General features: G+C 49.8%; 13 protein-coding genes and 1 pseudogene. 5 read left to right on the top strand and 9 right to left on the bottom strand.

The window, feature by feature from the left end:
- The 9 genes and pseudogenes from ACI4J0_RS08835 to ACI4J0_RS08795 all read right to left on the bottom strand — a co-directional run.
- Positions 1-553, bottom strand: a pseudogene (locus ACI4J0_RS08835) (ATP-dependent DNA helicase RecG); the annotation flags it as partial.
- Positions 554-556: 3 nt separating this feature from the next.
- Complete coding sequence (locus ACI4J0_RS08830) at positions 557-1,819, bottom strand: amidohydrolase family protein (RefSeq protein WP_439765450.1); 1,263 nt, start codon at positions 1,817-1,819, stop codon at positions 557-559.
- Between the two features lie 36 nt (positions 1,820-1,855).
- The gene (locus tag ACI4J0_RS08825; protein ID WP_439765449.1) at positions 1,856-4,048 is read right to left on the bottom strand and encodes a RelA/SpoT family protein; all 2,193 of its coding nucleotides are present in this window, start codon (positions 4,046-4,048) and stop codon (positions 1,856-1,858) included.
- Positions 4,049-4,082: 34 nt separating this feature from the next.
- Positions 4,083-6,134, bottom strand: coding sequence for a single-stranded-DNA-specific exonuclease RecJ (recJ, locus tag ACI4J0_RS08820; protein ID WP_439765448.1), 2,052 nt, complete (start codon positions 6,132-6,134; stop codon positions 4,083-4,085).
- A 147-nt stretch (positions 6,135-6,281) separates the two neighbouring features.
- Complete coding sequence (locus ACI4J0_RS08815; RefSeq protein ID WP_439765447.1) at positions 6,282-7,664, bottom strand: diguanylate cyclase domain-containing protein; 1,383 nt, start codon at positions 7,662-7,664, stop codon at positions 6,282-6,284.
- Positions 7,661-8,539, bottom strand: a complete 879-nt coding sequence (locus ACI4J0_RS08810; protein WP_439765446.1) for a DegV family protein — start codon at positions 8,537-8,539, stop codon at positions 7,661-7,663. The genes ACI4J0_RS08815 and ACI4J0_RS08810 overlap by 4 nt, the downstream gene beginning before the upstream one ends.
- Positions 8,540-8,542: 3 nt before the next feature.
- Positions 8,543-11,347 (bottom strand): ATP-binding protein, encoded by a 2,805-nt coding sequence (locus ACI4J0_RS08805; protein WP_439765445.1) that lies wholly within the window; start codon positions 11,345-11,347, stop codon positions 8,543-8,545.
- 169 nt (positions 11,348-11,516) lie between these two features.
- Positions 11,517-13,274, bottom strand: coding sequence for a bifunctional homocysteine S-methyltransferase/methylenetetrahydrofolate reductase (locus ACI4J0_RS08800; protein WP_439765444.1), 1,758 nt, complete (start codon positions 13,272-13,274; stop codon positions 11,517-11,519).
- On the bottom strand, positions 13,274-15,202 hold the full coding sequence (locus tag ACI4J0_RS08795) for an EAL domain-containing protein (RefSeq protein ID WP_439765443.1): 1,929 nt from the start codon (positions 15,200-15,202) through the stop codon (positions 13,274-13,276). Before ACI4J0_RS08795 ends, ACI4J0_RS08800 begins: the two co-directional genes overlap by 1 nt.
- A gap of 256 nt (positions 15,203-15,458) precedes the next feature.
- On the opposite strand from ACI4J0_RS08795, the gene ACI4J0_RS08790 reads away from it, so the two are divergent.
- The 5 genes from ACI4J0_RS08790 to ACI4J0_RS08770 all read left to right on the top strand — a co-directional run bounded on the left by ACI4J0_RS08790 (position 15,459) and on the right by ACI4J0_RS08770 (position 20,874).
- Positions 15,459-15,905 (top strand): NfeD family protein, encoded by a 447-nt coding sequence (locus ACI4J0_RS08790; RefSeq protein WP_439765442.1) that lies wholly within the window; start codon positions 15,459-15,461, stop codon positions 15,903-15,905.
- Positions 15,906-15,935: 30 nt separating this feature from the next.
- The gene (locus ACI4J0_RS08785) at positions 15,936-16,901 is read left to right on the top strand and encodes an SPFH domain-containing protein (RefSeq protein ID WP_439765441.1); all 966 of its coding nucleotides are present in this window, start codon (positions 15,936-15,938) and stop codon (positions 16,899-16,901) included.
- Between the two features lie 290 nt (positions 16,902-17,191).
- Positions 17,192-18,682, top strand: a complete 1,491-nt coding sequence (gene galT / locus ACI4J0_RS08780) for a UDP-glucose--hexose-1-phosphate uridylyltransferase (protein WP_439765440.1) — start codon at positions 17,192-17,194, stop codon at positions 18,680-18,682.
- Positions 18,683-18,822: 140 nt separating this feature from the next.
- On the top strand, positions 18,823-20,079 hold the full coding sequence (locus ACI4J0_RS08775; protein WP_439765439.1) for a glycoside hydrolase family 3 N-terminal domain-containing protein: 1,257 nt from the start codon (positions 18,823-18,825) through the stop codon (positions 20,077-20,079).
- Positions 20,080-20,253: 174 nt separating this feature from the next.
- The gene (locus ACI4J0_RS08770) at positions 20,254-20,874 is read left to right on the top strand and encodes a class I SAM-dependent methyltransferase (RefSeq protein ID WP_439765438.1); all 621 of its coding nucleotides are present in this window, start codon (positions 20,254-20,256) and stop codon (positions 20,872-20,874) included.
- The last annotated feature ends 7 nt before the right edge of the window (positions 20,875-20,881 follow it).

The raw sequence follows: 20,881 nt of genomic DNA, 5'->3' as shown, positions 1-20,881 counted from the left end.
AAAGCTCATATCTCTGCCTGATATCATCGGGGATAAACTCCTCTATCTGCTCGGAAACCGAGCGCAGAGCCTCGGTCATATTGGTAATGACCATCTGTGCGCTGAGCCCCTCGGTAAGGGCGTATTTCGGGCGGATAAGATTTGTTTCATCTGCCGCGATGATCTGAGGGGTGTTCATTTCCTTGCGGGTAAAGCCCCCTGTGACCCGTCCGAAAAGGCGGTATTCCTTGTCAATTTCCAGAGCTTCATAGGCAAAGCGGTTGTTATACAGCACAACGGTGAGAGTGTCGCTGCCGTCGTCCACTATGACCTTGTAGAGCACAAGCCCCTGCCTTATACGTGCGGCAGGAATTTTCTTTGTAACAAAGCCCTTTATGACAGCCTGCTCGTTAACAATGGCGTCTGCTATCTTCACCGTTTCCGAATAATCGGTGTAGCTTTTTGGGAAATGGTTTATGAGATCGCCCACGGTCTCTATCCCAAGCTTATTATAAAGCGCCGCCCTCTTTGCGGCAACTCCGCTGAGGGCGGTTATCTTATCGGTCATTTTCATCTGTCACGAAAATATCCTTTCACAGATTTTTCTTACCATGCCGTAAAGCGCGTCCATATCCTCACCTATGAAAAATTCGCCCTTTTCATAGAGGATATTTCCGTTCACGGCGGTCATTGTCACATTTGCCCCCGAGCCGCTGTACACGAGGTTTTTAACAATATCGTTCTCGGGCTGCATATTGGGCGCGGACATATCTATCACCGCAAAATCGGCGTTCCTGCCTGTTTCTATAACGCCGCTGTTTATCTCCATTGCCGCGGCTCCTCCAAGTGTGGCGGCTCTCAGCACATTTTCCGCAGGCATTGCAGCTGCGTCATTGCTTCTGAGCTTCCGGAGCACCGAACAGAGGTACATCTCCCTGAACATATCAAGGGCATTGTTGCTGGCGGCTCCGTCTGTTCCTATGGCAAGACCTATTCCCCGTCTGCATACCTCGGTCGTGTCTGCAATGCCGCTTGCAAGCTTTAAATTGCTGCATGGGTTTGTAACAACGGTCATATTGCGGCGGGCAAATATATCATAGTCCTCGGGAGTGAGATATATGCAGTGATATCCGCCCCCGCCGAAATCGAACATTCCTATGCTGTCCATTATTCCCGTGGGAGTTTTGCCGTAACGGGCGATACATTCCTCTGTCTCGGACTTTGTTTCGCTGTTGTGGCACCATACGGGGGCTTTGTACTTGTGAGCAAGCCCCGCAACAGCCTTCATCAGCTCAAGGCTTGTGGTATATTCCGCGTGAAAGCCCAGCTTGTATGAGATAAGCGGGTCATGATCATTGAATTTGAGATAGTATTCCTCAAGCTTCTCGGGAGACTCGCTGAAATTGTTGAGGGCACCGCAGAAAACGCAGCGAAAGCCCGTTTCGGTAAAAGCCTTCGCCATTGCCTCGGGGAAATAGTACATATCAAAGCAGGAGGTTATGCCGTTTGAGACATACTCTGCCACCGCAAGCTTTGTAAGCGTATAATTATCCTCGGGAGTAAGCTTTGCCTCATGGGGAAAAACCGCTTCGGTAAGCCATTTGTCCAGGGGCAGGTCCTCCGCAAAGGAACGGAGGAAAACCATAGGCGAATGGGTATGAGCGTCGCAGAGACCGGGAATTACAAGGTTTCCGTTAAGGTCGATAATACGGTCAAAGCTATCCTCGGGGGGATCTTCGCCCACATAGGAAAATACGCCGCCGTCGGTGCAGACGCTGCCCCGCTTTACGGTCATAGTGCGCACATCAAGGTATCTTCCGTTTTTCAGATGAAGCTTCATAGAAGTCTCCTTTCGGATATGATATCCTATAGGATATCACTTAATAATTCTCTCAGCGCTGATAACATCGGGAATTTTTCTCAGTCTGCCGATAAGCTGAGTAAGCTGTCCCACGCCTGCTATGGAGCAGGTCATAATAAGGTTTGCGTTGCCGTTTTTCAGTGTCTTTGTGGACATTTCGGAAACGGGTATGCGCATTTCTGCGGTAACTGCCGCAACATTTGCAAGGAGAGTGATGCCGTCATAGGAAACCACATCGATAGCCGCCTTGAATATGGGATTGTCGTTTTCCTTTGCATTTTCAGCCCATGTTACCTCAACCCAGCGGTCGGTCTCGATACCCTTTTCCATTGCCTCAACATACTTGGAGCAGTCCTTTCTGTGAACGGAAACGCCGTGACCCTTGGTGATAAAGCCGATAATGTCCTCTCCGGGCAGAGGATTGCAGCACTTGGAAAGCTTCACGTCGATATTGCTCTCGCCGCCCACGATAATGCCCGTATTGCTCTTTCTGGGGGAGAAGGGAACGGGCTTTGCGGCAGGAGCGGCGGTGAGCTTAGCATATGTGTCCTTGAGACGGGGCATTATCCTCGAAAGGATTATTCCGCCGTATCCCACTGCGGCATAGAAATCGTCCAGCTCGGCGCAGTTATGCCGCTTCATATCGTCCGCCAGGAATTTTTCCATCTCCTCGGGGGGAATGTTTATGCCGAAGCGCTTGAACTCGTGCTCGATGGCTTCCTTTCCGTTTGCGATATTTTCCTCACGGCGCTCCTTTTTGAACCAGGAGCGTATCTTGGACTTTGCTTCGTTTGTCTTGCAGATGTCAAGCCACGCACGATTTGGTCCATGGTCGGGGGACTGGGAGGTGAGTATCTCAACTATCTCGCCCGTCTGGAGCTGATAATCAAGGGACACAAGCTTTCCGTCCACCTTTGCGCCCTTCATCTTGTTGCCCACCTGTGTGTGGATAGCATAGGCAAAGTCTATAATGGTGGCTCCTGCGGGGAGGGTTATGATATCTCCCTTGGGGGTGAATGCGAAAATATCCTCGGGAGCAAGATCGCTCTTGATGGTGCGGACAATTTCCTCAACATCGTCCGTCTCCTGCTGTGCCTCGATTATCTGCCTTATCCATGCAAGGCGGCTTTCCAGCTTGTCCTTGCCCTTGATGCCCTCCTTGTATTTCCAGTGAGCGGCAATTCCGTATTCGGCGGTGTAGTTCATATCCACCGTTCTTATCTGCACCTCAAAGGGAATGCCCTCTCTGCCGATAACGGTGGTGTGGAGGGACTGATACATATTCGCCTTGGGTGTGGCGATATAATCCTTGAAGCGGTTGGGTATGGGTCTGTACATATCGTGGATTATACCTAAAGCATTGTAGCACTCGTTTACGGTATTTACGATAATTCTTACGGCGTAGATGTCATACACCTCGTCAAGACCCTTGCCCTTGATAAACGCCTTGCGGTAAATTCCGTAAACGGATTTTACACGTCCCGACATCTGCGGCTCGGGGAGACCCATTTCCGTAAAGCGCTTTGCTATCTGCTCCTCGATGGACTTAATGAAAGCCTGACGCTCGTCGCTGCGGATCTTAAGGCTCTGCTCGATCTCGGCATATGCATATGGGTCGAGGTAGCGAAATGACAGGTCCTCTATCTCGTCCTTTATCTTGCGGATACCGAGACGATGGGCAATGGGAGCGTAGATGTTCATTGTCTCCAGAGCGGTATTTCTCTGCTTGTTTGCGGGGCGGAACTGGAGCGTTCTCATATTGTGGAGACGGTCGCAGAGCTTTATGATTATAACGCGGATATCCTGGGACATTGCAAGGAGAATTTTTCGTACATTCTCCGCCTGCTGCTCCTCCTTGGTGAAAAGGGGGATCTTGCCCAGCTTTGTTACGCCGTCAACCAGCATTGCCACGTCCTGACCGAAAAGCTTTTTCAGCTCCTCAAGGGTGGTGTCGGTGTCCTCCACCACGTCGTGAAGAAGAGCGGCACAGATGGTATCGGTATCCATTCCCAGCTCCAGCAGGATATACGCCACCGCCACAGGGTGGGTGATGTACGGCTCGCCGGAGGAGCGCACCTGATTTGCGTGTGCCTTTGCGGCAAGCTCATAGGCTGAGATTATCTTGCTCAGGTCGTACTGCTTTTCATCATCGAGTATTTTCTGAATAAGAGAATCTATGGTATATACCGTTTCGGATTTATTTATCATAACAATGACCGTCCTTTTATGAAGAAGTTATCCGTTATATCAAAGCTTTAAGCCGCTGCATAGTGGGCGCAAGGTCTGTATTCGCCTTGGGCGCACCGGGGATAATATGTACCTTTTCGGCGCAGCGGTCAAATTCCATAAGCCCCGTCTCGGAAAAAATATCCAGACAAAGTAAGAATTTGCAGTAGTTCATTTCCGTTTCAAGTCGGCTGTACAGCCCCATAGGAGAAAGTCTCTGCCTGCCTGCCGCCTTGTAAACTGCCGCAAGGTCGGCTCTTTCGGGTATCATCAGAGGGATAAGCCTGCCGTCAAGCTTCTCGCCCCGCCTGAACATATAATAGGTCTCCTCGGCGGCGATAAGCTTCTGCTGATTTAGTCCCTTTCGGCGGATATCCGTAATTCTGAGACTCACGCTCTCTTTGCCGCCAAAGCTGTTTATCTCGGGAGATATGAGAAGATTTGCCTCGTCTCCCCTTTTCAGCGGGAATTCATCGGTCTTTGTGCCGAACATAAGCCCCGTAAGCTGTGTTCCTCCCCCCGAAACGCTGAGCTTCGTGTGAGCGCCGTTTGAAAGGGAGATGATATCGTCAATGCGGCAGCCCTGCAGAAGGAATACGGGGCGGGGATTTCCCTCTCCGAAGGGCTCAAGAACAGTGAGTCCTTTTACTCCCTGCACCGTAAGCTCCGAGGGGGATATGGCACCGCCCACCTGTATAACGGGCACACAGGGAATACCTTCCGCCGCCTGTATATCTGCATATTCCAGAAGCTTCTGCCTGAACATGGGGAACTTATCCGCTTCAAGAGAAAAACCTCCCGCACCCGAATGTCCCCCGAATTTGGTCAGTGTCTCCTCCGCAAAGGAAAGTGCCTTGAAAACATTCAGCCCCTCAATGGAACGGGCAGAGCCGCGCAGCTCGGTTTCCCCCTCGTCTGCGGACATAAGAAAAACGGGCTTTCCGAATTTCTCAACACACCTTGCGGCGGCAATGCCGATGACCCCATGGTGCCAGCCGTTCCCTCTGAATACAAGCACTCTGCCGTCAAGGAGGGTGCTGTCAGCCTTTATCTGAGCAGCAATGTCTGCGATCATCTTATTTTCATATTCCTTCCGCTCGCTGTTTAAGGCGCATACCTTCTCCGCATATTCCTCTGCCTCCTCGGGAGTTTCGGACATTAAAAGCTTTAGTGCGTCGGAGGGAGAGCCTATCCGTCCTGCGGCATTTATCCTCGGTGCAAGGGTGAATGCCGCAGAGGTGGAGGTGTAGGGAGGTTTAAGCCCCGATTTTTCAATAAGCGCCCTCAGCCCCTCGTTTTCGGTGTTTTCAAGGTAATGGAGCCCGTAGCGGACTATCTCCCTGTTCTCCCCCGTAAGGGGCACCACATCGGCAACGGTGGCAATGGCGGCAAGGTCGGAATACTGCTCCACCGCCCTCTCCATATCACCGCCCTCCATAGCGGCAATAAGCTTGAGGGCAAGTCCGCAGCCGCAGTAATCCTTGTAAAATGAGGGGCAGTCGGGACGGTGGGGGTCGACTACAGCAGCTGCCTCGGGAAGGATATCCCTTGGCTGGTGGTGGTCGGTTATGATAAGGGTAATGCCCAGTTCTTTGCACAAAGCGGCTTCGTCTATAGCGGAGATCCCGTTATCAACAGTGACGATAAGGGAAACTCCCCGTTCACTGAGCTTCTTTACAGCCTCAAGGTTCATTCCGTAGCCCTCTGAGCGCTCGTTAATATATGTTATGACATTTCCGCCGATATCAGTCAGATATCCCGAAAGAACGGCAGTGGCAGTCACTCCGTCGCAGTCGTAGTCGCCGTAAACGCAAATCAGCTCGCCGCTGTCAACAGCTTCATTCAGAAGCTCGCAGGCTCTTTCCATATCACGGATAAGAAAAGGGTCGGAAAAGCCCATATCGAAGTCCTTTTCCTCCTGCTGACCGAAAAAGCTTACTGCCTTATCCATCGTGTCAATGCCTGCGGAGACCAGCGTCCTTGCGGCAAGGGAAGTAAGCCCGCCCTTTGCCGAAAGCTCCTTTACCGCATTTTCATCGGGAGAATTTATCAACCATTTCTTTATCAACTGCTCATACCTCTTTTATTGTATCTAAATAATCTATATTATAACATTTCCGGCGGAAATAATCAAGTGGTGCAATTTATTTAATATATGAATAATAAAAGCAGCCCATATATTCTATACAGACTGCTTAGCATTATACAAAACGGGTCATTTCTTCACTTTAAGATCAAGCTTATCCATCTGAGCAATGCCGAATTCAAAAGTCACATTTTTGCCCGTATAAAGCCTGTTGTAGCAGTCGATTATCCTCTTAGCCACAAGAGCGCCGTTTTCGGGATTTGCGTCCATAAGGATAACGATTATCTGCTTGCTTGAGTATCTTGTGGAAACGTCCACTCTGCGGAGGGAGGTGTAAATAGCCTGCTCCATCATCTCGAGGGCAATTTCCGTCTCCTCAACGCCCACATCGGTATTTTCGGGAGTAACAGCAGTGAAAAGCACAGTCTGAACGTCTCTGCCGCTTCTCTCCACAAAGCGGCGGATAAAATTGTAAACGTGGTGGAAGCTGTCCAGGTCAAGCTGATAAGCGCCCTTGCCCGAATCGGCTCTCGACATCACCTCGCGAAGATACTGAAGGTCCACCAGATTGCTTCCTCTGCTCTTCTCGGCGTCACGCTGCTCGCTGAAGAAATGGAAGGAGTTCTTGCCGTTCTGCTTAACGTAATACAGCGCCTTGTCGGCGGAGTTGTAAAGCTTGTTGAAGTCCGTGCCGTCCTCGGGGGTCTGGGAAATACCGATGGAAACGGAGGAGTTTGTCTCGTACTTGCACTGCTCTATCTTGTAGCAAAGATCGGAAATGATGTCCGAAGCCAGATTTCCTATCTCCGCCTTGGAGGTCCTGCCGTTTACAAACATAACGAACTCATCTCCGCCGATACGGCAGAGCACATCGCCGTCGGAAGAGAAATTCCGCATAGTGTCCGCAAACATTTTCAGAGTCTTGTCTCCCTCAAGATGACCGTAATTATCGTTTATCGCCTTGAAATTGTCCATATCTATCATAAACAGAGCGCCCCTGGCACCCTCTTCAATAAGCTTGTTCACAGCGCCCTCGGTGTAAGCTCTGTTCCAGAGCCCCGTTAAAGCGTCCTGCTGGGAACGGCTCTTGATGTCGCTGACCTCCTGGATCTTCTGCTCAAGCTTATCCGCCAGCTTCTTTCGCATATCCTCAAGCTCAAGTATCCTGCTGATACGGGACTTCATGACCATTGCTACAAAGGGCTTGGCAATAAAATCCAGAGCCCCCGCTTCAAGGCAGCGGCTCTCGGTAGCGGCGTCATTATCCGCAGTAAGGAAGATTATGGGAATACCCGCGCAGTGCTCGTTCTCACGTATCCTCGCCATTACCTCAAAGCCGTCCATCTCGGGCATATTTATGTCAAGGAGAATAAGGTCGCAGCTGTTGTTTTCCAGGAATTTAAGAGCCTGAGCGCCCATAGTCACCGCCGTTATCTTGTATGTATCGCTGAGCACCGAACGTGCGGAGGCAAGATTGGTCTTGTTATCGTCAACAATAAGAATATGCTTCATAAGCTGACTCCTTTCGATTTTACATATAACACGCCGAAGGTGTTGGGACCGCAGTTGCTTGAGATAGTGGCAGACGCCTTTGTAACGAACATTTCTTCAAAAGCGCAGCAGCCCTCGATCTCCCTTTTTATCATATTGACGGTCCTGACGCTGCACCCCGCATAGGTGAGGAACACTCTTTTTGTATCGATCTTTTTGGTATTTTTGAGAGTTTTTCTGACATACCGCAATGCAGCGGCATTATATTCGCCTATCTCGATCCCCTTGAGAACAATGCTGCCGTTTTTCATCTGAAGAACGGGGTGGATAGAAAATGCGGAGCACAGCCGTCTTACGGAATCGGGAACAAGCCCGTTGCGGCAGAGAAAATCGGCATTTTCCGTAATAAAAGTGGTGGAGACCATCTCTCTCATATCCTCGAGCTCGGCAATTATCTTGTCTGCTGTAAAGCCCGCCTTGGCAAGCTGAGCCGCCTTGATGACCATATGTCCCAGCCCTGTTGACAGGTGGCGGGAATCAAAAACGTGAACTCTTCTGCCCTCGTCGCCCATAGCCTCCACAGCCTTGCGGGCATTCTCGCAGGAAAGGCTTATGCCCGAGCTTATGGACACCAGAACGACCTCTTCATACGCCGAAAGCTTTTTACGGAAGGCAGCCTCGTAAGCCTCGGGAGGCGGAGCCGTAGAACGTGATTTTCCGCCGCCCTCCGTCATATACTGGAGTATATTTTCAGCGGTTATCTCCTCCGTATCGGTAAAAACGCCGCTGTCCGTCTCAATAAGGTGACATACGATGTCGATGTTAAATTCGTGCAGGATATTTTTCGGCAGATCGCAAACGCACTCGGCAATAATGCCGACCCTTTTCTCGCTCATATATCACACCTCCGATAAACCGAACTCAGCAGCAAGCTTTTCCGTTTTTTCACGGGCGCTGTCATACTCAAAATCCTCAGCGTCTGCACAAACGGAGTCAAACAGGGGTTTCAGAGCCTTGCCATTAAAGGAATATCCCTCAGTCTCCTTGCAGGCAGCGGATATCTCGTCCCCGTCAAATGAGTCGCAGGCGGAGTATAAGCGCTTGATGATCTCCGAAAGCTTTTCCGAAGCCATTTCCGGGAGCACCTCAGTCTCCTCTGCGGGGGTCTCATCAGAAGGAGCCGCCGTCTCTGCCTCGGCAGGCGTAAGAGAGATACCCAGCCGCTCTGCGCCCTCGGCAGCCACCTTGGAATACATTTCCAGCAAAGCGCCGTTTTTCTCCTCGATAAGTCGGATATCACCGCCCTTGCCCGCAAGCTCCAGCTCCTTTGCCATCTCGGAAAGCTGCTTTGCACCGATGGTGAGGGAGGAGCTTTTCAGAGCGTGTACCTCGATAACGTAATTTTTCCAGTCCTTCTTCTCAAAAAGGTCTTTTATCTGTTCCAGCTTTTCGCCGCTCTTGCGGACGTAAACGCCCAGAATATCATTATATGCCTCTCTGTCGCCGCCCGTGTAGAAAATACCCGTTTCCTCGCTGATAAGTCCGTCCTTCTTCTGGGGCTGAGCGGTCTGTGTGCGGGGCTTTCTCCTGTCGCCGCCCGGGTATCGCATCTCACCAGAGGGAGCCTTGATAAGCTCCTTGGGCAGCCACGCCTTGAGCACTCTGTCAAGGGAGGACATTTCAATGGGCTTGGGCATAAAATCGTTGAAGCCCGAGCTTATGAACATATCTCTTGCGCCGTTTACCGCATTTGCTGTAAGCGCGATAATGGGCAGCTTCTTGTAGTAATCGCCCTCCATGGCACGGATCGCCCTCGTAGCCTCCACGCCGTCCATTTCGGGCATCATATGGTCCATAAATACCAGATGGAAATCCTTGGAGCGGAGCATAGAAATAGCCGCCTGACCGCTGTCCGCAGTAAGCACCTGCATATGATAGGGTCTCATAAGACCCACAGCCACCTTGAGATTGATGATATTATCGTCAACAATAAGTATCCTTGCCTTGGGAGCCACAAATCTGATGGAAGAATCCCTGCGCTCGTTCAGATTGGTAAGAATGCTCTCGTTATTGAGCACCGAAGCCACGGAAAGGGAATAAAAGGGCTTATAAATGCACTTCATGTGGGAAGGAATGTCAATAGCACCCTGCCTGTCCTGAACAACGACCACCGTCTTGTCCCTTGACTGCTCCTTGAAGAAGTCCTCGTTAGCCAGATATTCGTCCTTTGCGGCAAAAAGGTGGGTGTATTTTTTCGACTCCACAGCCGCTTTCAGGTCATCGGCAGTGGCAAGAAGCTCGATATCCGTATGAAGCCCCTCCCCGAGCTCAGCGATAAGGGTCTGATATTCCTGCGCCACGCGCCTGTTCTCAAATTTGTTAAGGTCGATATATCCCGCAGCGTGAATTTTGTCAGCGTCCTTGATGGAAATAAAGGGACGGCTGTCGGAGACCTTGAGAGGGATAACGAAGCGGAACTCTGAGCCTGAGCCGTAAACGCTGGAGACATTCAGAAAGCCGCCCATGCTCTTGATAAGCCGCTTTGAGATAGCAAGTCCCAGACCCGTACCCTCAACGGAGCGGTTTTTCTTGGTATCCACCTGCTGGAAGCTGTTAAAAAGCTTTTCAATATTTTCGGGAGAAATGCCAATGCCCGTATCCGAAACGGAGACGGAAAGATTTATGCCATAGTCGTGCTTAGTCTGGGTCACCTTAATGACCACGCAGCCCTTCTGAGTGAACTTCACCGCATTGGTAACAAGGTTTATGATGACCTGTCTTATGCGTATCTCGTCGCCCACAAGCCCGATGGGTATATCGGGGTCGGCTCTGACGATAAGCTCGATATCCTTGTCCTCTTTTCTTGTCACCGCCATATTGATGACATCGTTCAGGGTAGAAGCGATGTTGAACTCATCGAGGATAAGCTCCATTTTTCCCGACTCTATCTTGGAAAAATCAAGAATGTCATTGATTATGGAAAGCAGGCTCCTGCCCGAATTCTGGATATTGAAGCAGTATTCTCTTACAGCAGGGCTGATGTCGCTTTCTCTCAGGATAAGCTCGCACATACCCACAATAGCGTTCATGGGCGTTCTTATCTCGTGGCTCATATTTGCAAGGAAATCGCCCTTTGTGTTGTTGGCACGTTCGGACATTTCCAGCAGCTCCTTCTGCTGCTTATGGGAAAGCCACAGCTTGTAGTTTATGTAAACGCTTACAATCGTATCAAAGAAATAAACGATGGGAAATCTCAGAAGGTAGGTGTCCGAGTAAGCATAACCCAGCTCGTGGAGGGGCGTCCAGAGGTATATTGCGATAAGAACGCCCAGCAGTATGCTGAAAGCTCCGCCGTAATAAAGCTTGTAGCAGTATATCCCGATAGGGGGCACAAGCAGGAGCCATACGATGCTGAAGCCGTCAACACCGCCCGTCACCAGAAAATACATCATCATAACGCCAATAGCGGAAAGAGTGCCTGCGCTTACAGCAAACAGGCTGCCCGATTTTTTGAAAATAATGAAAATAAGTATGCACCACAGGCTAATTCCCCCCGAGATAGCAGCCATTTCCCAGCAGCGGGTGAATATGTTCACCACGCACATAAATGATCCGATAAATGCTACAGCAAATGTAATAAGCCCAAGAGTTCTGCTGTCGGACTCGTCAGCGTCTTTTTTCAGTTCCGGTAAAAACTCCCGCATAGCGCTCTCCTCTTTCCCATATCTGATTTATATAATTATATCATATTTTTCTTTAATCACAACTTAAAAATAAAGCTTCAAGGCAAATTTTTCCCTTATTACCAAAAATCCGCCCGATATTTAAAAATTATTGAGCAAACCTTCTTTAAAAAGCCCTCATCACGTCACATTATCCCTCAAGAACAGCAGGCAGCATATGAACGCGGTTAAAAGGGAATGTGAAATAATATCCGTCCGCAAAGTCCTTCACCATACCCATGACCTCTTTTGCAAGAGCGATCCCCACAGTCTCGCCCTCCTCCTTGGAGCCGTTTTCGGGATATCTCCCGATGATCTCATCGGTCACATTCACTCCCGATATCTCATTTTTCATAAACAAAGCGTTCCTTCGGCTCACCAGGGGCATAATGCCGCAGAGGATAAATGCTCCCGTTTCATCCTTGATATGCCTGAGCCTATCTGCGTCCTCCGGGGTGAAAACAGGCTGGGACATAAAAAATTCCGCTCCCGCCGCCATTTTCTTTTTCACTCTCAGTATCTCATTGTCAATATTCCTGCGGTTCTGATTAACAGCGCCGCCGCAGCATACAGGACGCTTTGCGAACATATCAAGATTAAGCTCCGAAGCGATCCTCAGCAGTCCCACCGAGTCAAAATTGAAAACGGATTTCACCGACTGCCTTGCCGAAGCGGGCACAGGGTCCCCCGTTATCATGAGCGCATTGCCGATATCGTTTATGTGAGCGCCCATAAGCGCCGAGCGGATAGCAAGAGCATTCTTGTCCCGACAGCAGATATGTGGCATAACCTCCATGCCCGTCTCCCGTCTGACCTTTGCCGCCATAAGAACAGAGTCCGCCCTTGTGCGCCCCGAAGGAGAGTCGGGAAAGGTGACCACGTCCGCTCCCGCATTTTTAAGGAAATGCGCCGACTCCATAAGCTTCTCGTCATCGCCGTCAAGGGGGGGAACAAGCTCCACAGCAATAAGCTTATCCCTGCGTATATTCCCGTCAGCGCCGTAAATAAATCCCGAGCGCACCGTCTTTTTAACGCCGTTATTATCCGAAACAACGCTCCTTTTTGCAGGACGTGCTCCCCCCAGCCTTTCCGCAGTCTTTGCGATGTACGAGGGGTCGGTGCCGCAGCAGCCGCCCACAATATTCACTCCTGTTTCAAGAAGCTCCCCCATCTTGTCCCCGAAATACTCAGCCACATTCCCGAAGGACAGCTGATTTCGCGACATTACGGGATATCCCGAATTAGGCAGCGCCGAGATAAAAACATTCCGGGGGAGAGAAACGGTTTTCAGCACCCCTCTCATATGTACAGGACCCACGCCGCAGTTAAGCCCTACGCAGTCCGCAAGCCCCGCCGCTTCCGCCATCAGCCGCCCTGCACTTCTCCCCGAGGGACTGCTGCCGTATCTGTCAACGCAGAAGGAAGCCATGATAAACACATCATCGCCGTATCTGCTCCGTATCATCTCCATGGCAGGCAGCAGCGAAGCCGTGTCCGAAAAGGACTCGAAATTTATTATGCCGATACCCTTTTTGATGAATATCTCCGCCGCCCTCACATATTCCGCAGCGGCAGTATCGGAGGAAACACCTCTCATCTCCCCGATGTCCCCTGCCGCAAACCCACATTCCCCCGCACATTCAAGAGCAATGTCCGCAGCGGCGGAAATATTCTCCGCCACCTCTTCTATGGGCATACCGAGCGACAAAGTATTTGAAGCAAAGGTGTTTGTGCGGATAAGCTCCGCCCCCGCGGCAATGTATTCACTGTGAATAGCCCTTACCCGCTCGGGGTGAAGGATATTTGCAAGCTCGGGGCTTTCCTCTGTGCGGTATTTCTCAGCGTAATACGTGCCGAAGGAGCCGTCCGCAATGAGAATGTGTTCTCCCAGATGTTCTCTTATATCCATTAACCTGCCTGCTTTTCTCTGATAAATTCAATATACGCTTCCTCGGAAATGGGACGGGAGTAATAATATCCCTGTAAATAATGCACGCCCATATCCGCAAGTCCCTGCGCCATCTCCTCGGTCTCAACGCCCTCCGCAACGATATGGGCGCCCAGTGAGCTTACCATATTGACGACATTGGTAAGGATTATCTCGGACTTTTCCTGCTTGTTCTCCCCGAAGCTTGGCCAGATAAGGCTCTTGTCGAACTTCACAAGGTCATAGTTCACTTCCGACATCTTGGAAAGATTGGAATAGCCCGTTCCGAAATCGTCCATAGAGAAGCTGCAGCCCATAGCCCTGAAACGCTTCATATTCTTCTCAAGCATTGAAGCGGACTCCACAGCGGTAGTCTCGGTTATTTCAAGATTTATGGACTGAGGCGAAATGCCGTACTTTTTCATGATCTCGGAAAATCCGCCGGGGACAGCCTCGTCAATGCTCTGCAAAGCGGAAAGGTTCACCTCGATGTAATCCACCTTAAGCCCCATATCGCGGATAGTCCTGATAGTTCTGCACACCTTTTCGAAAACTATCTCGCCGATTTTTATAATGTAGCCGTTTTTCTCCGCCAGAGGTATAAATTCCTCGGGAGAAACGAAGCCGATGGTCTCCTTGTCCTTGAGTCTTACCAGCGCCTCGGAGGAGACGAACGCCTTCTTTTCCGTGGAGTAGATAGGCTGATAGACCACCTCAAAGCCGTCGTTCTCAATAGCGTCTATCATCATGCGGCTAAGTATCTCGCTGCGTTTTTTCTTGGCAACGATGTCGCTGTTTACCTCTCTCACAAAGCCCGTGCCGCCGTACTCGGAGCCGCAGGCAACAAGCTCGGCGATATCCGCAGGCTCGCTTGTTATCTCGGGACAGTTCATGGTCACAGTATGAGCCTTGAGCCGGATGGAAGCGTCCTCCAGCCTGTAGGGATATGAAAGCTTTCTTTCTATCTTCACCAGCTTGTCCGAGAAATCAGGCTCGCTCTCGGGAACTATCACCGCAAACACATTGCTCTTGATGCGGTAAACGGGCTTCATAAACATATATCTCATATCCTCCGCCACCATAGCCATAAGGCTCTCGAAGCGGTAGTAGCCGATGCTGCCGATAACGATGTTCTCATCGTCGATAACAAGAGCAGCCACCCTTACAGGCTTTCTGCCGATGCAGTTGGTGTTTTCAAAAAACACCTGGGAAAAGGCGCGGAAATTAAACGCACCCGTGTTCTCGTCAAGGTTTTCGTTGGGATTTTCAAATGAGAAATAAAGAGCGGTTATGCTCAGGGATATAGCAAGGCTCGAAAGCAGCATATAGGGATTTGTAAACTGTATGAGCCCTACTATGAGCCAGATGATAAGCTGCATTCTCAGCGCAAACCGTTTCTTTTCCGACAAAGCCGCCTTGTATCTGAATGTCTCGATAAAGGTAATGATAATGTAAATGCCCAGACCCACAAACAGTACCCGGACCGAGGGACCGTAAGAATAAACGCCCTTCTCGTCGCATAAATAGTACAGGTCACCCGCAAGTATGCCGATGAAGCAGAGAACATAAGGCAGCACCCAGATAACAGAAAGTGCAGTGTTGATGCTCTTGTTCCTTGCATTCCCCGTAAATTCGACATAAGCCGACATCAGGAACACAATAGTCAGCGTCATAATAAAGAATATCTTATGGACCACCACATTTATGACCGAGTCTGTAAAATTTGTAATGGTGATAATGGTGGAAATGTCCACAAGCATATAAATTGCGGACATACCCAGCATAGTGCTGAAAATTCTGGTAGTAAGAAGCTTGATGCGCTTTGATTTGATAAAGTCGATGATAACGATGATAATAAAGCACAGCGCAGCTATCTGTAACCGAATACTTGCCCCGAAACTTAATGCCATATCTATCTCCCTTTCGGGCAGAAGCGTAAAAGTACGTATCCTGCCATATTATATCGTTTTATTATACCATATTTTTCTGAGGTTTTCAACAGTTTTCCCCATATATCGTAAAAATAATCTCAGATCTTCCGATTTTAATCAAATTTTCATCTGAATTTTAAAAAAATCTTTGTCCTTTATATTGATTTTTTCCGCCTGTTATGATATGATAATATTTGAAAGGCAGACAATGTGCTGCCGAAAGGAGTGACAGTATATGATGTACATTCTGTGGATCATTGTAATGATCGCCGCCGTCCTCGTGGAGGCTGCTTCATTTGCGCTGCTGTCCATCTGGTTTGCTGTGGGAGCGCTGGCTGCGCTTGTAGCAGCAATTCTCGGAGCAGGAACGGGAGTTCAGATCGGAGTTTTCCTCGGAGTTTCGGTCATTCTGCTTGCAGCTACAAGACCGCTGCTCAAGAAGTTCATGCCGAAAAAGTATATCCCCACCAACGGTGAGCTTGACCTTGGCAAAACAGCTGTTGTCATCGAGAAGATAGACGGTATGTCAGGCACAGGCAGAGTCCGTCTCGAAGGCGTTGACTGGGGTGCGGTATCCGCCGACGGGTCTGTTATCGAAGCGGGAGTTTCCGTAACGGTCATAGCCAAGGGTGCGGCATATCTTACGGTTCAGCCTGTACAGTCGGTACAGAAAACATTATAACATAACCAAATCAAAAAGGAGAAAATCATTATGACTACCGCGATCATCATTCTTATCATCGTTCTTGCGATCATCTTCATTTCGGGGATCAAGATCGTACCCCAGGCTCAGGTATACGTTGTTGAGCGTCTGGGAACCTTCAAGGGAGCGCTCCACACAGGTCCCCATTACGTTATCCCCCTGTTTGACAAGGTGGTAAAAAAGGTCTCCATCAAGGAGCAGGTAGTGGACTTCAAGCCCCAGCCCGTTATCACCAAGGATAACGTAACTATGCAGATAGATACTGTAGTATTCTTCACAGTTACCGATGCAAAGCTTTACACCTACGGCGTAGAGAGACCCCTCTCCGCTATCGAGAATCTTTCCGCCACCACTCTCCGTAACATCATCGGTGAGATGGAGCTTGACGCAACACTTACCTCCAGAGACGTTATCAACACCAAGATAACCGCTATCCTTGACCAGGCAACAGACCGCTGGGGCATCAAGGTAAACAGAGTGGAGCTTAAAAACATCCTCCCTCCCAGAGAGATCCAGGACGCAATGGAAAAGCAGATGAAGGCAGAGCGTGAAAGACGTGAGAAGATCCTCCAGGCAGAGGGTGAAAAGAAGTCTCAGGTGCTTGTTGCAGAGGGTGAAAAGGAGTCCAAGATACTCCGCGCCGAGGCTGACAAGCAGGCAGCTATCCTCCAGGCAGAGGCTCAGAAGCAGGCAATGATACTCCGCGCAGACGCCGTAAGACAGCAGAAGATACTCGAGGCAGAGGGTGAAGCCGAGTCCATCAGAAACGTTCAGCAGGCTCTCGCCGACACCATCAGACAGCTCAACGAAGCAAATCCCTCACAGAACGTTATTGCCATCAAGAGCCTTGAAGCATTTGCAAAGGCAGCCGACGGCAAGGCGACCAAGATAATCATTCCCTCCGAGATACAGAGCCTTGCAGGTCTTGCGACCTCCGTCAAGGAGCTTGTGACCGAGGATAAGACACAGGAATGATAACACAGACATAATATTTATCTCAGCCGCTCCCGATTTTTTCGGAAGCGGCTTTTCTCATTCACCATTATAGCACATTTGTATCATTTTGTCAATATCCTCGGGCACATTTGTTTGATATCCACACAATTTTGTATACCTGCACAAATCCGAAACAAAAAAGCGGTCATTATCACCATAATCAAAAAATGCAACATAGATACATATATCTGAACCGATTTTATATTGAAATGATCTCCCATATGCTGTATAATAGTATCAGATAATATAACAGAAAGGTCGGTCTAAAAATGATTTATAACTACATAGCAGCCCTCGCCCGGTACGGACTTGAAACGGGACTCATTGCTCCCGAGGACAGAACCTTCGCCATCAACTCAATTCTCGCCGCCCTCTCCCTTGACGAATACGAGGAGCCCGAGACGATCCCCGCCGAAAGCCTTGAAAATATTCTGAAGGCGCTTCTTGACTTTGCCTGCGAAAAGGGCATCATAGAGGACAGCATTGTCTACAGAGACCTTTTCGATACAAAGCTTATGGCTTGCCTTACCCCCCGCCCCTCCCAGGTCATCGGAAAATTCAGACAGGATTACGAAAGCTCTCCCGTGACCGCCACCGACAATTTCTATAAATTCAGCCAGGACACCGATTATATCCGCCGCTGCCGTATCGCAAAGGATATCAAGTGGAAAGCCGACACCGAATACGGCGAGCTTGACATCACCATCAATCTCTCCAAGCCCGAAAAGGACCCCAAAGCCATCGCCGCCGCAAAGAACGCCAAGCAGAGCGGCTATCCCAAATGCCTCCTCTGCCCCGAAAATGTGGGCTACGCAGGCAGAGTAAATCACCCCGCAAGACAAAACCACCGCATTATCCCCCTGGAAATATGCGGCGAGGAATGGGGCTTCCAGTATTCCCCCTATGTCTACTACAACGAGCATTGTATCCTTTTCAATCAGAAACACACCCCCATGGTCATTGACAAAAAAGCCTTTGAAAAGCTGTTTGATTTCGTAAGACAGTTCCCCCATTATTTCATCGGCTCCAACGCCGACCTCCCCATCGTAGGCGGCTCAATTCTCAGCCACGAGCATTTCCAGGGCGGCAACTACACCTTTGCAATGGCAAAGGCACCCGTTGAAAAGGAGTATGTGATAAAGGGCTATGAGGACATTAAGGCAGGCAGAGTAAAATGGCCTATGTCCGTAATAAGGCTCAGCGGCAAGGACACCGCAAGGCTTTCCGAGCTTGCCGACCATATTCTCACAAGCTGGCGCGGCTACACCGACGAAGCAGCCTTCATATTTGCCGAAACAGACGGAGAGCCTCACAGCACCATCACCCCCATTGCACGCAAAAACGGCGATATGTACGAGCTTGACCTGGTCCTGAGAAACAACATCACCACCGAGGAGCACCCCTTAGGCGTATATCACCCCCACGCCGAGCTTCATCACATCAAGAAGGAAAACATCGGTCTTATCGAGGTAATGGGACTCGCCGTTCTCCCCGCCCGCCTTAAAACCGAAATGGAGCAGCTTGAGAAAGCCCTTATCGAAAAGGGCGCAGAGAGCCTGAGAGACGACCCCGTTCTTGAAAAGCACGCCGACTGGGCAATTGAATTTGCTTCCCGAAGAAATATAACCCCCGATAATGTCTCAGATGTGGTCAAGGACGAGATAGGCAAGGTCTTTGCCCGTGTCCTCGAGCACGCAGGCGTTTACAAGCGCACCCCCGAGGGTATGGCAGCCTTTGACAGATTTGTGGACACTCTCTGATACCATTTTCCTTTGTGACAGAGCTGCTGCGGAAATTTAATTTCCATGTCTCGGTTGACATCGGCAATTTACTGTGATATACTGTAAATTAGCAAAAAATAAAAATTTCCGACGTATTATTCATAAAGGATATGATAGCTTTGAAGATAAGAAAAATAATATCAGCCGCAGCGGCAATGCTCCTCTTTGCGGGGTGCAGCTCCGTTGCCGAGTCGGTAAACGGCTTTATCGAGAATGACGCAAACATCGGCAAGAACGCTCCCGCCGTCAACGGCACCATTGCCGATATCGAAGCCCTGAACGAAGAAGCCGCAAAGACCGAGACCGAGTATGAGAGCGAGGAAGAAAAAGCCGCAAAGGCAGCAAAGAAGCGCAGAGAAGAGCTTAGCAAAAGAGCAGACGAGCTTATCTCACAGATGACCACGGAGGAAAAAACGGGACAGCTTATCCTTGCAAGAATGTCCTCGTCTCCCGCAGAAAAAATGGCTGAGTATCAGTACGGCGGCTTTACCCTTTACGGCAGCGATTTCAAAAACAGCGACCCTGAGAGCATAACAGCCCTTACCGCGGAGATCGCCGAAGCCGCAAAGACAGCCCCCTTTATCGCCGTTGACGAGGAGGGCGGAACGGTGGTCAGGGTCAGCGCATACACTCAGTACCGCGACGAGCCCTTTTCCTCTCCCCAGCTGCTTTTCAGCCGAGGTGGAAAGGAGCTTCTTGAGCTTGACGCCGAGGAAAAGGCAAAGCTGCTCACATCAATGGGCATAAACCTTAACCTTGCCCCCGTTGCGGACATCTCCGCCGACCGGTCAAGCTACATTTATCCCCGAACAATGGGACAGGGCGCAGAAGGCACAGCCGAGGGCGTTGCCGCCATTGTAAAGACATCCGCCGAGAATGACCTTGCCTCCTGTATCAAGCATTTCCCGGGATACGGCGAAAACACCGACACCCACAAGGGCTCCGCACATGACAGCCGAGAGCTTTACGAGTTCTACAACCGTGATTTTGTCCCCTTTGAAGCAGGCATAAACGCCGATGAAAGCAAGACCCCTGCGGTAATGGTGGGTCACACCATATATGATATGATAGACCCCGATATACCCGCCTCCCTCTCCCCCGTTATCCACGAAGCCCTCAGAGAAAAGCTTGGATTTGACGGAGTAGCCATCACCGACGACCTGGGTATGGACGCATTGCAGGAATATTCCTCCGAGCAGTCCATATACGTGCAGGCGATACTTGCGGATAACGATATGCTCTGCGTGTCCGACCCCGAGACAGCCTATGCCGACCTGCTTCAGGCATATAATGACGGGGTCATAACAGATGATATCCTCAACACCCATGTTAAGCGGATAATCATAATGAAGCTTCAGTATAAGATAATCAAATAACCAATTCGGCAGATATGACCCTCCAAAGCATATCTGCCTTTTTTATGTTCTGATATATATTTTTATATATATCATTATGCAAATCGGGAATAACCATTGACTGCTATCTCAAAATATGTTATCATATGAACAGATGAACATATGATAATCAATAAACTTTTGGAGATGATAAAAATGAGTTCATTCTGGGACACCTTCGCAGGTATCTATGACCTTAACGAAAATCTATTCAACCGCTCCGTCAACGAGCAGATGTGCAAAGCGCTGGAAAACGAGATACCGAAGGGCGCAATGGTCCTCGACTGCGCCGCAGGAACGGGTATGCTGTCCATGGCGGCGGCAAAAAATGCGAAAAAGGTGCTCTGCACCGACATTTCGAAGAAAATGCTCATTCAGGCAATGAAAAAATCCCGCAGACTGGGCATTCACAACATCGCCTTTGCAAAGCGGAACATCACCGCTCTGAAGGACCCCGACAACAGCTTCGATGTTGTCATCGCAGGAAATGTAATGCACCTTCTCGATGACCCGGGCAAAGCCTTTTCCGAGCTTGTGAGAGTTACGAAAAAGGGTGGAAAAATAATTCTCCCCACCTATGTCACAAAGGAGTCGGGGCTTTTCTCAAAGCTCTGCATTTCAGTCTACAGGCTTTTAGGATACAGCGGCAAAGCTATGAACACCGAGGATTATCTGAATTTCATTGCCGAAAACGCCGAGAAAAACGGCTGCTATGAATACAGCACCAGGCTTCTTCTGGGACATATTCCCGCAGGCTTTGCGGTAATAAAGAAGTAGGGAGGGC

This window comes from Huintestinicola sp., from assembly GCF_051882455.1.
Lineage (GTDB): Bacteria > Bacillota > Clostridia > Oscillospirales > Ruminococcaceae > Huintestinicola.
The sequence above is the reverse complement of the archived record's forward strand: the minus strand, read 5'-3'. Positions and strand labels throughout refer to the sequence as shown.